The organism is Mesorhizobium sp. CA13, assembly GCF_020165235.1.
In the GTDB taxonomy this organism is placed as follows: domain Bacteria; phylum Pseudomonadota; class Alphaproteobacteria; order Rhizobiales; family Rhizobiaceae; genus Mesorhizobium.
Genome location: NZ_JAIUHS010000010.1, coordinates 64,732 through 77,919, shown reverse-complemented (window position 1 = coordinate 77,919; position 13,188 = coordinate 64,732). Strand labels below are relative to the sequence as shown.

The window sequence follows — 13,188 nt, the reverse complement described above, 5'->3', positions numbered from 1 at the left end:
TGGCTGGTGCACGCTTCGACGAACCCGGTATTGACCGCCTCCCACACCGGCAGCGAAGTCCAACCGATTATCGATCCCAGCCCTTCTTTTTCATACTGAGCAGCAAAGCTTCACTGATTTCGGCGCTATTGGAACCACCATCGACCGACTCACTGCCTTCTCCGACGTCGCTCCAGGACGATTTCGCGGGACCAGTACCGGCCTGTGCATCAAGCCTCGCCCGCAGCAGCGCCATGATCATCGGCCACACCGAAAACTGGCCACCACGAGCGCGCTCCGTCAGGTTTCTGAGATAGCCGCCCAAACTGTTGATCTGGTCGGTCCGCTGCAGGATTGCGGCAACGGTGATGGCGGCCTTCTCCGGCCCCATCACCCCGACCGCTTCCTGCCACGCACTTGGGCTGATCCCCATATGGGGCCGGGCGAGCTCGGCCGCCGCCACAAAGTCTCGCCAGGTCCGAATTTGGCCGCCGCGGGCCATGGTCAGAAGTTCCGGGCAGGCATCCAGCACCATCGCCAAGGGCATGTCCCGCTTGGGCAGGCTGCGCACATTGTCGTGTGGCGCGCCGCTGCTGCTCGCTTCTGTTTTGTTTCCAGAGCTGGTTTTAGTTTCATCGTTAGATATAAAATCTGGATTTGAATTCTGTATGTGGCGCTCAGAATGGGACTCATTGGCGTTCGAATCTTGTGATTTTACGAACGTTTCCAACAGCTGATGCACCTGAGCCCACAGGTCTTCCAGCTCATCGGCGATCGACTCCAGCACCTGGCGCGACGCCGTCCGCGGCAATCGCCCGACAATCGTTTCAAATTGCCTTTGGAACCGCCGCCAATCGGCCGGGACGTCCTCGTTGAGCCCGGCTTCGATCATCTTGACGATGTCTCGCCGGCAGATGGTAAGACGCTCCTTGACCAGCCTGTAGGCTTTCCGCTCGGCCTGGACGGCGCCAGCCAATTGCTTGAACTCCTGCGCGCGCGCCACGATCGGCGAGAGGTCGAAGCCGTAGGCCTGTTCGATCTGGCCGCCCTCTCCCTTGCGGGCGAAGCGTTTGCCGTTCGGACTGTCGCGCCTGATCACCAGGCCGCAAGTCACCAGGACTGACAAGTGTCGCCTGAGCGTCGCCGGCGACATGCCGTTGGCGCGATGGATAAGTTGCTCGTTGGAGGGGAATACGACCAGTCCGCCCTCCCCTGAAAGCTCGTCGTCACGGTGAAATGACAACAGCGCATTGAGGATCGCCAAGGCGCGATCGGTCGCGCCTATGGCGGACCTGGCCTCTCTGATGTCTCGAAACACCTGCCATTTGGGCACCGTGGTATTTCGATCTATTGCTTTTGCAGCCGCTTGGCTGGCGATCAGGCCAAGCGTCATCGGCCGCCGCCCAAACGGCGTCGTCGAAATATGCGTTACCATTTTCCCTCTGCCTCTAATCAGGCAAAAGAAACCTGCTCGCCAAAACGACGCCCATGACACTTGACAGTGATTCGCGGATTTGCGATTCTCAGCTTGCGACAGACTTGAGAAGGGCTTCCGTGACGGTGACGTTCGGGGGCCTTTTTCTTTTGCGGTTTAGTCTCCTGTTGTCTTCCCAGATTGTGCCTCTCGGAACGCCTCGAAGAGCGCCTCGAGCCTGCCGGCGATGAAGGTTCCGAAGGCCGAAGCCTCCCTGGACTTCAGGGCGAGCGTGAATACCTTGCCGTCATCGGTGATCTTTGCCTTCACGGAATTGTCTTTTGGCGCCCAGGCGCTCTCCTGTGCTTTCGGCGGCGTCGATCTTGCGGCCTTGCCGTTTGCGGCCAGCACCTCGAAAAGCTGATTGAAACGGGCATCGCTGCTGGCCTGGAGAAACTCGCCCGATTGGATATGGTCATGGGCTTTGGCGGCATTGGCTGGATGCTCCATAAGCTTGGCCAGCTGCCACCACCGATCCCGGCCAATCCCCTTGGCCGCGCCAACCGCCAGGATGATGGGTTCGGCGATGTTGCTGGACACAGAACGCATCTTGGAGAACGTCGTATCGTCGAGCGCCAATGCCGACTTGACGATATCGGGGGAATATCCCTTCTCGAGCATGCGCTCACCGAAAAGCGTCCGTTCGATGAACGACAGGTTAGCTCTGGCGGCGTTTTCCTGTCCTTGGGCGACAACGTGCTCCTCGTCGCCCATTTGCTTGACAACGGCGCGCACAGGCCTGCCCAGCTCACGGGCGACCCTGACCCTTCGATGCCCGAAAACCGTTTGGTAGCGCCCAGGGAACGAGGGATGCGGCCTGACCAGGATTGGAGAATCTTGCCCGCGTTCGCGGATGGCACGGACCAGTTCGGCGAACTCTTGCTCATCGTCCCCGATGCGGTCCGCCACGAACGAATTGTCGACCAGCTCAGGATCCAGATCCACGACCGAGCTTTTCGACAGCTCCTCGAACGATTGCATGATGGAACGCGATGCGCCGCGAACCGCGTAGCCCGACACGTCCCTGGCTTGCTCGACGGTGGCGGAGGAGCCCATCACACTGCCGAATATGTCTTTACGTGCCATTCAACCGTTCCCGAAATCGGCTAGGAGCCTGATTTTGTGGACAAAACCACCCGTTTTTACTGCAGTAAAAATCACCGACATCAGCTTCTGCCCCAGGCACGATGGATCAGGGACACGATCTCGGAGTTGACGCCATCGAGCGACTCCATCGCCCGATCGTAGGTGGTGCGGGTGAAGGCCGATTTCTCCACCTCGTAGAGCGTCTGTTTGGTCAGCCCAGCGTCCGATATGGCCGTCGACTTGAGCATCGGATGCTCAAGGATCTGGCCAGCCAGCATCGACTGCATGAAGCCGACCATCTGCGCTTGGGGAATGTCCGTGGGCTCATAACGCGTGATCAAGTAGCGGAACCAGTCGAGCTGTATCTGCGCGCCCGCCCCTTTGATGGTTTTCAAGATCCCGCCCAGCATCAGCAAGAACTGGCTCATGGACATGAGATCGAGCATCTGGGGGTGCACGGTGATCAGCACGGATGTCGCAGCCGACATGGCGGTCAAGGTGAGATAGCCGAGCTGCGGCGGACAGTCGACGACGACGACGTCGTAACGGTCGTCCACCTCGCCCAGAGCCTTGGCGATGCGCAGGAAGAACTGACGCCCGGCATTGGACGTTTTGTCCTGCATGGCCAAGGGCGTGTCGTACTCATATTCCTGAAGCTCAAGATTGGCCGGGACAATGTCCAGGCCCGGGAAATTCGTGGGCACGATGACGTCGGCTATCGACCTGCGTTCCTCGTCATAGCGGATTGCCTCATAAAGCGAGAGATTCCGATCGAGCTCCGGCTGGAAGCCATGCAGCGCCGACAGCGAGGCCTGCGGATCAAGATCGATGGCAAGGACGCGGTGGCCGGTAAGTGCAAGATGCTGCGCAAGGTGGGCCGCGGTCGTGGTCTTGCCGCTACCACCTTTGAAATTGACGACTGCGATGACCTGCAGCTTGTCTCCCGGCTTGCGATGGGGGACGTATTTCTTGACTTCGGTTCGGCCGTGCTGGTCGAGAAAATGACGAAGCTCCAGCATCTGCCCGGCCGTATAGCTGCGTCGGCCCGAAACCGCCTGGTCAGGCATCGGGCCCTTGCCTTCGAGATGAAGCCGTTTCAGATTGTTCTGCGAGACGCCGAGATAGTGGGCGACCTCAGCCATGGAGAACGTGCGCAGGGTTTTCGCCGCGTTAGGAGGGAACTTCTCCATGCGAAGCTGATTGAGCCGGCGCGATATCTCCGCCCCATGTTCGAGGATCTTGTCGTCAAACTCGAAGCTGGGCAGCCGCATTGCGATGTTCATACTTCTGGAAACCTGAATTGGCGCTTTTTGCCGTGAAACGACCCGGCAACCGCCATTAAGCTCCGATTCGGCAGCCCCGGCAAGAAGTTTTGGCTTAACAAGAAGTTAACGCCACCGCGAACGCCATCCGGTCAAAACGCTCGGCCGAAAGCCTAGATGATTGTTTCCGTTGCGATTTGTGCACGAATTTACTGCAGTAAATTCCGCCGGCGAATAAAGGACGATCTCATGCGGATCGGAACGGCTGACCCACCCTCGACGACGTTGCAAGCCGCCTGGATTTCCGGAGCCAGTCGCTCTCCCGCATTCTCGGCGATCTCCTTCTTTATTCGCAGTATGTGCGTCGAGGTATCGGCCGACGCAGCTTGACGAGTCGTCAAAGTCAAGGAGCGGGGAGGGCCGGACATTGCGGTTGCATCGGCGGCGCAAGCCGGCCCGCGTCGGTCGTCGATTCGCTTCGCGTGCACCGGTTGCCACGAGGCGCTGCACAGGACGCGCGGGCCGCCGAGGCCCACATTCGCTGCGTGTCGGAGTTGAGGGAACCAAAAGCACCGTCGAGCGTTGCAGGCAGCCCTGTTGTGCCTCGCAACGCGGCGGGGGGGCCGGAAGGTTGGGGATGAAGCGCTTCCACAAGCCAGTGATAATTCAGCTCGGGCGCATTGATCGGGATCGGGTGGTGATCACCGTCGCCGAGGCGGCCGGGCTGCTCCTGAGGGAATGGCCTGCGCCACAATCTGCCAAACGCCTCAGGGCGATGGAGGTTTGCCTCGAGGTGATCAACGGTCGCAAGCCGCCGAGAATGGCACGAGATGCATTCATCGCGGCTGCCAAGGACGCCCAAGTCTTTCTCGGCGAAACCGATCAGGCCATGGCTTGAGACTCACTGTGGCTTGAGACGCAATATGGACAGCTAGATCAAAGCCACAGATAGAATCGCGCGCGGGCCAAAACATAGCGAGTGGAGGGCAGGGGAGGTGTACACCTGTCCCGTTCGGGCCGCGCGCTACAAGGGACATTGAAATCGCGGGCGGCACAGCTGGCTACCGGCACCACGGGCTCCCGAAGGACATGGCCTGCCCGACGAAAAGCGGGCGCGGATCGGCGTTCGTGTCAGCGCCGCACCATTGACAAAGCAACGAGGCGGCTTAGATCGCCCCTTATGACGCGTTGATGGAATTCGCCCGCCTCACGGATGGGTGACGATTTCCTAGAGCGCGCACTCCGGATAGAGCCTTGTTGTTGGCCGCCTCACCATCCCATAAGGTGGCGCAGGCCGACGATTGGCAGGTAGACGGTCCAGACCAGGCAGACCGCAATAGCGATGGAGACGCCCAAAGCTGGCGCCCATTCGTCCCAGTGTTTCTGAAAACTCGCCAACAACGCGGTCAATGTGCCTTCCATTGTGGGATGCTCGCAGCTTGAATGGAGTGGATTCTTCAGTTCCCGCAATTTCGTGACAATCCATTCGCAAGGCAAGAGCCAAAGGAAGATCAAAATTGCGCTCGCAATCGCACTTTGCGGCTGTATCGCCGGCATGGCCTATCCCAGCAGCCACAGGGCCGGAAGGATTTCGCAATTGAAAGATATCGTGGCCGCGTACAACAGACGCATGGCGATCGACGACGATAACAACCGCCTTGGGCGCATCGACCTGTGCCAGGAAATCGGCGGACAAAGTGAAGAATGCGAACGGCTCGGCCGCAATTAGCCCCGACCCAGCCTGTGCAAAGTGGCACATCGACTTAGGGGCTGGCTGTGCTCGACAGTCAGCAAATTATTTGCTCAATATTGCCGCGCGGGGATGTGGCCGATGCGAGAATTGCCCAACAATGTCGATGCCGATGTGGTTATTGAGATTGGCCGATATTTGGATGACCACGGACGGGGAACTGCGGTATCGATGTCCCTGGCGTCATCGGCTATCCGACGGCGGGTCAAAACCAGTATGAACCGTCTCGAACTTGAACAGTTGATCATGGAGAGCGCCGCCGCGCGACAGATGGCGATGCTGCTCGATACCGCCGAACAGTGACGATCTGCTGGTCCATGCCTAGAAGAGCCGACGGATGGCAATCGCTGCGATCCGAAAACGGCACGACGTGGTGGACGCCACCCGCGACCTTCATGGCCGGAGGTTCGCACGGCGTTTACCAGCTCGGCTGATATAGCCATTGTGAACAAAATAAGAACACATTCTCCTGCCGGCGCCGTGCGGTTTGACGCGTCCACCGTTCAGCCGCAGCCAGGTCGTTGAGTGCTCGATTTCGCATACCGGCGACAAACCCTCGCCAATCGCGGTGCCGACTTCATCCTCGGCGCACGCTGACGACCGGCCCCGAGCCTTACGTCGCTGGCGACTTGCGGTCGGGCGCAGGTCCTAAACGTCGAGCACAACCATCATGCCCCGCACCTCGGCCATTTCGAGCAGCAGATCCTGCAGACTGTCGTCCGTCGTCGCCGCGCCGATTTGCGCATGTAGCTCTTCGATGCTTTCCTTCATCGAGATGACAGGGGCGCCGGTTTTTTCGGACAGCAGCCGACCGATTGCAGCGCGGATCAGGGTATTCTGGTCAGGCATGATCCCCTTAGATGCTTGGAGAGGTGTACACTTTCCCGGTATCTAGGCTTTTTTGCCCAACTTGCGAGCTTTAGCTTACGGTGCAAGTGGCTTTGCGCCGTCGGCCTATCAATTGCGCATGGCCTCGCAGTGATTGCTGACCTTTCCACGGGCCTCGATCCTAGCCACAGCAAACAGTGATGCAGAACTGATGAGCCCAGCGATAAAGGTGACGAGGGCAGAACGATGCCTTCACGCGACCTTGTCGACCCGTGAGCAACCGGGTGGTCCTCCTCGGCAGGAAATGGCCCGACCGAATCGATCAACAAACGCCAGCGATTTTTTTTGTTCTCCTGTCGGCTAGGTTGAAACGTCTGGCTTCTCTTCGCGTTCGGCTCCAAAGGAGGCGCATATGGCCGAGGACGATGGGAAGAAGAGGCCGGCAGCCAGGCCCGAGCTCGAGATTTTGGTCCGGCGATTGGCGCAGGAAACGGCTATTTCCGAAGCTGACGCTCGCCGGTTGATCGAACTGATCGGCAGCGACTGGAACTCATTGGTGCGTGAGGCTCGCTTCCTCAAATCCGGGCAGTGACCTCAAACCCGTCGCCACGAGGGTCCCATGCGGCCAAGGCTGACGGACCAAGATCGCTGCCACCGTGGCGAGGGACGGGCGGGCTTTTTCTTGTGCGGTTCCCTTAGATCTGATTAGCCGGCTTAGCAATGCTGAGGGAATGACAGCATGCTGATCTATCAGAAAGCTGAAGATGCCGGTGTGTTCGACCCGTCCGAAGTCGCGTTGCTGGGACGCGTCTTCGACAGGCTGAAGATGGCGCGGCAGTCCCCATAGCAACGTGAAGCACTGGCGAGCCGGATTCTGGCGAACCACATGGCCGGATTGAGAGACGAGGAAGAACTGGTGGAGGCGTCCAGACTGCCGCTGGGACGCTAAGTCAGACGAGTTCGGCTATGGTGCTCATCGGAGCAAGCGCCTGACGAGGTTGGGCTCGGCGCCATTGTACCGTTCGCGGCCGGCACCGAGATCACGATCGGGGCAGGGGACCCACGTGGGCTCGAAGCACCCCGTTCGGCATGGCAATCTCGCAGCAGCGTGTGCGTCCTGTTCATAAAGCTCGCAGCCCCTTGACATCGTGTCTCGTTGAAAGGGGAGGGCGGGCATTCTCGAAATGGCGCAGGCCGAATCCGACACCGCGATCGTGGGGCGCAGCCGCACGTGGCCTTGAATTGCCCCAGCCATGACTCGATGACCGTAAGCTTCACCCAGGCCGCAGCGGCTCGGCGTCACGATCTGGCCCTCGACGGCCGAAAGGACAAAGCAATTGACCAGCCCCCTGAAGCAGATTTGGATATCGGAAAAGAGCCATCCTTCCATACTGGCTGCCACAGGATGACGGCCCGGAAAACGCGCTTGCTGGCCCGGCACGCCGTCAGATGCGGTTGACTATAGAAGGGCAGGCGGCCTAACCCGCCATCCGAAACGGCAAAGTGTGGCGCGAAAGGATGCGTTCGAGTTCGGCTTCGTCCTCGATGCCGGCCTGAAACAGTGCCATCAACTCACATGCTGCCTCATGGGCCATGGCGGAGTCCAGGCTGCACTGTCTCTCCGAGCAATACCGGATAAGAACCAGCTGCAGCATTGCGAGATCGTTTGGGTAAATGGCGATGTCTGATGGATGCATCTGTATCCTGTAGTCCTCTGCAGGCCAATGCGGTCATTCAGCAGCTCGAGGGAGCCGCTGACGACCTTCCATCGCACCCTGCGCTGGCTTCGTCATTTAACAATGATATACCCGCCCTGGATCTGCCGTCGCCAGCGCTGCGCGGGATCGCGTCCACTTCAAGAGCCGGGCACACCTTCGAAAGGTGAAGGGAAACAACTTGAATAGCTGACGCCTGGAAGGGCGAAGCAGATCTGCGCCAGCACAGGTCTCGATTTAAAGACAAGGCGTGTTCCGTGGGGAGCCGGCCGACGCAGCGCTTGGAAGCGTCAGCATCCGCGTCGGCCGTGACGAACCTCAGGTCCGCCGCAAAGCCACAGGACCAGCATTCATCGCAGTCGGCAACCACGTGAATGCGCAAGTTCACGAGACAGTGGTCTTTCAGCAACGCCCACTTGCATTCCACCGAACCGAACGTCGTAGCCATGCCGACAGGCCCGCGAGGGCCTCCCGCTAGCTCAGGGGAAAGCGTTTCGCTTCACCCGAGTGGCTGGCTGAACGCCTGCGACTTTCTGACCGCTCCGCCCGCGTTCGCCTGAACTCATGGTGCCGGTGCGCCGACTGCGTGTGGGTGGGCTTTGAACAAAGTCACGAGCGTCCCAGGCTAATGGGGGGCTCGCTTGCCCGCGCGTGGGGGCCGGGACACCAAGTGCTTCACGTGCTCCGCAGCCCCAGCTCACCGGCGCTCCGGACGGAACGTTGGTCGTGAGGAGGCGCTCCGACCGGAAGATTGTCGCCCGCATCTCTCCCGCCACCGCTGAGCCGGAACTCCGCGCATACGCCGGTCATGCGCTATGCGGGAGGAACTATCAAGTACGCTGCTGGTTTGGTTCCCGTGCCGAGGTAATCGGCGTAGCCACCTCCAAAGGAGAACCCAATGACACGACTTGGCAGAACCACAGCATTCGCCGCGGCTTTAGCCCTGCTGACCTCATCTGCTTTCGCTCAATCGACGAATGCTCCCGCGCCCCCAGCACCAGCGCAGGATCACTCCCCCGGAGCGAGCGGACAGAATCAAGACGCCATGCGTGAAATGATGCGCCAGATGATGGGGGAAATGCTCCAAGAGAAAATGGTGAAGGACCAAGATCATGAGAATTTACGACGCGACGAGGACCGCGACTATCGAAACGACGAGATGGGTCCACATGACGAGATGGGTCCACATGAAAAGCGGCGGATGAAGGAAGGCCGCAGAGCCGGTATGATGCACGGCGCAAGGATGCGCATCATGTTTGCGATTGTTGACACCGATGGCGACGGTGCGCTTTCGCGCACGGAAGTCCAGGATTTTATCGCGCGAATTTTCAACGCCATCGACGAGAATGGCGACGATGAGGTCGACATGCAGGAACTCCGGTCCTTTTTCCAGGGAGCGGGAGATCAGGACCAAAACTAAGCCGCTGTCGGTTGTGAGGGGGTCCCTAAGTTCCTAGTTTGCGAGCGGTGCCCGTTCGAGGCCGTCCCGACGTGTCTTCCTGACTGAACGTCGTAAGCTGATGGTGAAGTACACCGAGGCAAGTCTTCGAACAGGCTTGCTGCGCGCAGGACTTGATCAGACACGCGCGCATGAGGTGGAGGCGTTAATGCATGTGTTCCACTCGGGCGCCCGCCGCCTTGGGAAATCGTGATGCCTCACGCATTTGAGTAATTTCCCTCCCGGTTGCGCTGCGCGTCACTCGATAAAAACTGCGAGCGATTACCATCGATCGCAGCTAGGTGCGAAGTTTTCCTATAGCCGCTGCATATGGCTTCATAGCGGCGGAGAATAGCGCTGCGACAGTCGCCGCCCTCAACCCGCTGTACGCGTGCCCAATGCCGAACGCGTCGCGGCTCGCTCCTGAGGCGCATTGAAGACTGAGGTCGTTAGCAGGACAGCAGCAGCGAGGACCCAGTAGTACCAAGCGTCGAGCCCAACGAATTTGAAGGCAAACGCTGCGATGATAAACACCACCCCGACGGCGCGATCGACCCATAGGTGCAGCCAGTAGGGGATGATGCGGATGAGACCGGTGGGATGGTCGGTGAGGGCGGCCAACAGCAGCGCTGCGACACCGACAACAACCGAAAGCCACATTGCGACCGCTCCGCTCTGGCCGAGCTTCAGCACGAACGGGGCTGCAATCAGGAGGATCGCGACGGGATAGTCGATAAGGTAGGCGTGGATAGACTTGGTGATGAAGCGGAACGACATCGGTAACTCCTACGTGCTTGGTTGCTTGAGCGGGTCCTTGCGAAGCGGAGAGTGCATCTACCCAAGAGGACGATCACGTCGCCTATGCTGATAAGCACTCTGCACAATCGTCACGGGTCAGCCCGGTTAGACGCACAGAAAGGTTATCCCGGCACGCCAACCATTAGAAATGCCTGGTCGTTATGGTTTCCATTCCACTCGCCCGGCGCGAAGGGAAGCGGGTCAGCGTTGTGTCGATGCGGAGCTGCTCAGGCTCTGAAGTACCGCAACCAGGTCTCCTGCGCGCTTGTACGCTGGTTGTAATCGAAGACGACATCGCTCCACGCCTCCCCGATGCCGCGCGGCAAAGGTACGTAAGCGTCAACCGCCAGTCCAAGGGCGGAATGAACTTCAACCGCACGACACGACTGTGCTTCAGTGCCTGGCTGTCGACGTCAGGCAAAGATTGGGAAGATCGCCCGGGCCGTGCCATTCGCCATCCGCTTCTGAGACACCGCAGATTCGGGAGGGTGACCGCGCGTTATATCGGGGCGCTGCTTTTCGACCTTCGGTGTCGCAGATATTAGGCGACCTCCTCGATTACAAGCTCCCTTCCGTTGAACGAGATCGCGTCACCGGCGCGCTTGCCCTGCAACTCAGCGTAGATCGGGGCTTGGCTGGAAATGCCCATGATCTCGTTGCCATCGCAGACAAACTTGCCTGTCGACACGGCAATAACGAAAAACCGTCCGCCGAGCTTCACCACTGCGCCTTCCTCAATCTTGCTCTTCGGCCCGAAGTCCATCGCCGAGAGCTTCTCGATCTTGTCGGCGTGAGAGTGAACGGTGTCGTCGAAAGCTTCGGACAGGTCGCTCGCGAGCTCTGCCTGCGCTTGCTCATCGTCCTCGATCGGCTCGCTTCTATCGAGCCGGGCACTTCCGACATATTCCAGGTATTTCTCTCTCGCGTCCTCGAGGTCGCGCGCCTCGAGCGACAGCATTGTTTGCTTCACGATCTGCTTGTTCATCTCACGTCCTTTGTAAGAAGCGCCCGCGGGGCCCCGCATGGTGGTGCATCACAAGCGACCCGGGTGCACCGGGCGCTCATTCGTTGTCAGGCACGTCGGCCCCCTGGTACGGCACTCTCTCCAGCCTCGCGTCTCGCAAGATACTGGTGACCAGCCAAACATAGGCTTGTTCCGCAGTGTCGAACCCGAGCATCGAGAACGACTGTCCGTACGGGCAGGGGGGAAAATCGGGAAACGCGATACGCAGGACGAAGCGTTCCGGATCCGCTTCGAATTCCTCCTTGAAGACCTTCCGCAGCCCGTATCGGCTCGCTATTTCGCCGCCAATGTCGTGCAGTGCGCGAGGGTTCGTGTTCAGCCGTTCGTAAAGTTCGCGCGAGCAGTCTCTGTCCAAGGCGTCGAAGGCGTCGATCAACAGGCCCTTGCTGCGGGCCTTTCTTTCGGCAATCGCATAGACGTTCGAACCGTCGCCCGCATCGGGCGCGCTCTCGAACCTCAACGCGGCATCCACGTGCACGTCGCCGGCGGCCACAGGCCGATCGGCAGTCAGGTCGTAAAGGCCGCCATCCCTTATTCGGTACTCGTGCTCGTAGCCATGTTTCAGGAGATCTGAAACCGCCTCGACCATATCGCCAGCGTCGAGGTTCATGTGCACTCTCCCGGATTTCGCTGCGCTCGCGCCGCGATAGTTGCATTGGTAAACACGGCGGTAAACCTGGGGGACGCCACGCCATGCGACCGACGATCCCAGTGGATACGCCAGGCGAAACGCCATGTTTCGTCTAACGTACTGGGAAATGCCGCGCGGTTATCATTTCCATTCTCGCAACCGCGAACGCGACGAGACCCAGGCGTACCCTGGAGCGCGCCGATCGAAAATGGGGCTCATGCGACGCGCTCAAGGTCCTTGTTTTACGCATGTCCTCCAAAACCGAAGGCACTTTTGGGCGACATGCATTAGCCGCCGGTGGCGGGATAGTTGGACGGGAAGAGCGCACGCTTCGTTTCCTCGTCGCTCACCGTCTTGAATTCGTGGTCATTTCCGACTGCGCGCGCCCTCGCAACCGCAGGGCGTGCGTCGATCCCGGCGAACCAACGCTTGATGTTGGGGAAGGCGGCGAGGGGGTCGGCCGCGCCCTTCATCACGCGGGAAGCGCGATCGATCCAACCCCAACCGGACATATCGACGATCGTGTAGACGGAGCCGACCATGTAGTCGCGGCCAGCCAGGTGGTCGTCGAGGACGCGATAGTGGCGCTCCGCTTCGCGGCGATATCTGTTGACGGCATAGTCGAGACCCTCGGGGGCGGCAAACTGGAAATGCACGGCCTGTCCCGAGAAAGGCCCAAGGCCCGTTCCGAGGAAGAAAAGCCACGACAAGAGTTCGCCCCGATCGGCCGGTTCTCCGAGGAATCGGCCTATTTTCTCGGCGAGGTACAGCAGAATGGCGCTGGAGTCGAAAACCCGCGCCTCTTTCGCGGCGGGGCCTTCGGTGTCGACAATAGCAGGCACCTTGCCGTTTGGATTGACTGCGCGAAACGAGGGCTGGTGTTGCTCGCCCTTGCTCGTGTCGACCGGCACCAGTTCATAGGGTAGGCCGGACTCCTCCAAGAACAGGGCGACCTTGGCTGGATTGGGCGTCCGGTGGAAATAGAAGCGAATCATCGCGCTCACCTTCAGGAGTTCAGATCGGCTGCACGCAATGGCAACGCGCCGCGTAGGGGCCGCTGAATCATGCGACCTGCGTGACACTGCCAGCGGTTTCGCCGCCGCGGAAGTGGCGCGGCGTTATCGATTTCATTCCCGGCCGTTTGAGGCCCGCAGCATAAAGCGAACGGCGCGACGACCCGCAACGTTCCAGGCGGGCCTTTTC

General features: G+C 59.9%; 15 protein-coding genes. 5 read left to right on the top strand and 10 right to left on the bottom strand.

Annotated features, from left to right (window positions below; translation table 11 throughout):
• Nucleotides 1-67 precede the first annotated feature (67 nt).
• The 3 genes from repC to repA form a co-directional block, all read right to left on the bottom strand.
• Nucleotides 68-1,414 (bottom strand): plasmid replication protein RepC, encoded by a 1,347-nt coding sequence (repC, locus tag LB566_RS21570; RefSeq protein ID WP_224626847.1) that lies wholly within the window; start codon nt 1,412-1,414, stop codon nt 68-70.
• A 156-nt stretch (nt 1,415-1,570) separates the two neighbouring features.
• Nucleotides 1,571-2,539 (bottom strand): plasmid partitioning protein RepB, encoded by a 969-nt coding sequence (gene repB / locus LB566_RS21565; RefSeq protein WP_140551851.1) that lies wholly within the window; start codon nt 2,537-2,539, stop codon nt 1,571-1,573.
• 80 nt (nt 2,540-2,619) lie between these two features.
• Entirely contained in the window at nt 2,620-3,822 is a 1,203-nt protein-coding gene (repA, locus tag LB566_RS21560) for a plasmid partitioning protein RepA (protein ID WP_140551850.1), read from the bottom strand.
• A gap of 616 nt (nt 3,823-4,438) precedes the next feature.
• Here repA and LB566_RS21555 point away from each other — a divergent pair.
• Nucleotides 4,439-4,699 carry a DUF982 domain-containing protein gene (locus LB566_RS21555; protein WP_224626844.1) on the top strand — a complete coding sequence of 87 codons (261 nt, stop codon included), beginning with the start codon at nt 4,439-4,441 and terminating at the stop codon, nt 4,697-4,699.
• Nucleotides 4,700-5,070: 371 nt separating this feature from the next.
• Here the strand turns inward: LB566_RS21555 and LB566_RS21550 are convergent, their stop codons facing one another.
• Entirely contained in the window at nt 5,071-5,358 is a 288-nt protein-coding gene (locus LB566_RS21550; protein ID WP_140551848.1) for a hypothetical protein, read from the bottom strand.
• 40 nt (nt 5,359-5,398) lie between these two features.
• On the opposite strand from LB566_RS21550, the gene LB566_RS30380 reads away from it, so the two are divergent.
• A complete protein-coding gene (locus LB566_RS30380) occupies nt 5,399-5,530 on the top strand; it encodes a hypothetical protein (RefSeq protein ID WP_263493260.1) in 132 nt (43 codons plus the stop codon).
• Between the two features lie 102 nt (nt 5,531-5,632).
• A complete protein-coding gene (locus LB566_RS21545) occupies nt 5,633-5,854 on the top strand; it encodes a hypothetical protein (RefSeq protein ID WP_140551847.1) in 222 nt (73 codons plus the stop codon).
• Nucleotides 5,855-6,199: 345 nt separating this feature from the next.
• On the opposite strand, the gene LB566_RS21540 is transcribed toward LB566_RS21545, so the two are convergent.
• Nucleotides 6,200-6,400 carry a hypothetical protein gene (locus tag LB566_RS21540; RefSeq protein WP_224626842.1) on the bottom strand — a complete coding sequence of 67 codons (201 nt, stop codon included), beginning with the start codon at nt 6,398-6,400 and terminating at the stop codon, nt 6,200-6,202.
• Nucleotides 6,401-6,791: 391 nt separating this feature from the next.
• Between LB566_RS21540 and LB566_RS21535 the strand changes: the two genes are divergently transcribed.
• Complete coding sequence (locus tag LB566_RS21535; protein ID WP_140551845.1) at nt 6,792-6,971, top strand: hypothetical protein; 180 nt, start codon at nt 6,792-6,794, stop codon at nt 6,969-6,971.
• Nucleotides 6,972-7,857: 886 nt separating this feature from the next.
• Here the strand turns inward: LB566_RS21535 and LB566_RS21525 are convergent.
• Nucleotides 7,858-8,076, bottom strand: coding sequence for a hypothetical protein (locus LB566_RS21525; protein WP_140551844.1), 219 nt, complete (start codon nt 8,074-8,076; stop codon nt 7,858-7,860).
• A 916-nt stretch (nt 8,077-8,992) separates the two neighbouring features.
• Between LB566_RS21525 and LB566_RS21520 the strand changes: the two genes are divergently transcribed.
• Nucleotides 8,993-9,514, top strand: a complete 522-nt coding sequence (locus tag LB566_RS21520) for an EF-hand domain-containing protein (RefSeq protein ID WP_224626840.1) — start codon at nt 8,993-8,995, stop codon at nt 9,512-9,514.
• 393 nt (nt 9,515-9,907) lie between these two features.
• Here LB566_RS21520 and LB566_RS21515 read toward each other — a convergent pair whose 3' ends face one another.
• The 4 genes from LB566_RS21515 to LB566_RS21500 form a co-directional block, all read right to left on the bottom strand.
• Entirely contained in the window at nt 9,908-10,309 is a 402-nt protein-coding gene (locus tag LB566_RS21515) for a hypothetical protein (RefSeq protein WP_224626839.1), read from the bottom strand.
• Nucleotides 10,310-10,871: 562 nt separating this feature from the next.
• Nucleotides 10,872-11,315: a hypothetical protein gene (locus LB566_RS21510; protein WP_140551980.1), complete on the bottom strand. Its 444-nt coding sequence runs from the start codon at nt 11,313-11,315 to the stop codon at nt 10,872-10,874.
• A 76-nt stretch (nt 11,316-11,391) separates the two neighbouring features.
• Nucleotides 11,392-11,964 (bottom strand): hypothetical protein, encoded by a 573-nt coding sequence (locus tag LB566_RS21505; RefSeq protein ID WP_224626837.1) that lies wholly within the window; start codon nt 11,962-11,964, stop codon nt 11,392-11,394.
• Nucleotides 11,965-12,272: 308 nt separating this feature from the next.
• Entirely contained in the window at nt 12,273-12,980 is a 708-nt protein-coding gene (locus LB566_RS21500; RefSeq protein ID WP_224626835.1) for a glutathione S-transferase family protein, read from the bottom strand.
• Nucleotides 12,981-13,188 lie beyond the last annotated feature (208 nt).

Excerpts from the sequence above, each read along its gene's own strand:
- LB566_RS21525 (WP_140551844.1), bottom strand. The coding sequence starts at position 8,076 with ATGCATCCATCAGACATCGCCATTTACCCAAACGATCTCGCAATGCTG.
- LB566_RS21540 (WP_224626842.1), bottom strand. The coding sequence starts at position 6,400 with ATGCCTGACCAGAATACCCTGATCCGCGCTGCAATCGGTCGGCTGCTG.
- LB566_RS21500 (WP_224626835.1), bottom strand. The coding sequence starts at position 12,980 with ATGATTCGCTTCTATTTCCACCGGACGCCCAATCCAGCCAAGGTCGCC.
- LB566_RS21520 (WP_224626840.1), top strand. The coding sequence starts at position 8,993 with ATGACACGACTTGGCAGAACCACAGCATTCGCCGCGGCTTTAGCCCTG.
- LB566_RS21515 (WP_224626839.1), bottom strand. The coding sequence starts at position 10,309 with ATGTCGTTCCGCTTCATCACCAAGTCTATCCACGCCTACCTTATCGAC.
- repC (WP_224626847.1), bottom strand. The coding sequence starts at position 1,414 with ATGGTAACGCATATTTCGACGACGCCGTTTGGGCGGCGGCCGATGACG.
- repA (WP_140551850.1), bottom strand. The coding sequence starts at position 3,822 with ATGAACATCGCAATGCGGCTGCCCAGCTTCGAGTTTGACGACAAGATC.
- LB566_RS21555 (WP_224626844.1), top strand. The coding sequence starts at position 4,439 with ATGAAGCGCTTCCACAAGCCAGTGATAATTCAGCTCGGGCGCATTGAT.
- LB566_RS21550 (WP_140551848.1), bottom strand. The coding sequence starts at position 5,358 with ATGCCGGCGATACAGCCGCAAAGTGCGATTGCGAGCGCAATTTTGATC.
- LB566_RS21535 (WP_140551845.1), top strand. The coding sequence starts at position 6,792 with ATGGCCGAGGACGATGGGAAGAAGAGGCCGGCAGCCAGGCCCGAGCTC.
- repB (WP_140551851.1), bottom strand. The coding sequence starts at position 2,539 with ATGGCACGTAAAGACATATTCGGCAGTGTGATGGGCTCCTCCGCCACC.
- LB566_RS21505 (WP_224626837.1), bottom strand. The coding sequence starts at position 11,964 with ATGAACCTCGACGCTGGCGATATGGTCGAGGCGGTTTCAGATCTCCTG.
- LB566_RS21510 (WP_140551980.1), bottom strand. The coding sequence starts at position 11,315 with ATGAACAAGCAGATCGTGAAGCAAACAATGCTGTCGCTCGAGGCGCGC.
- LB566_RS21545 (WP_140551847.1), top strand. The coding sequence starts at position 5,633 with ATGCGAGAATTGCCCAACAATGTCGATGCCGATGTGGTTATTGAGATT.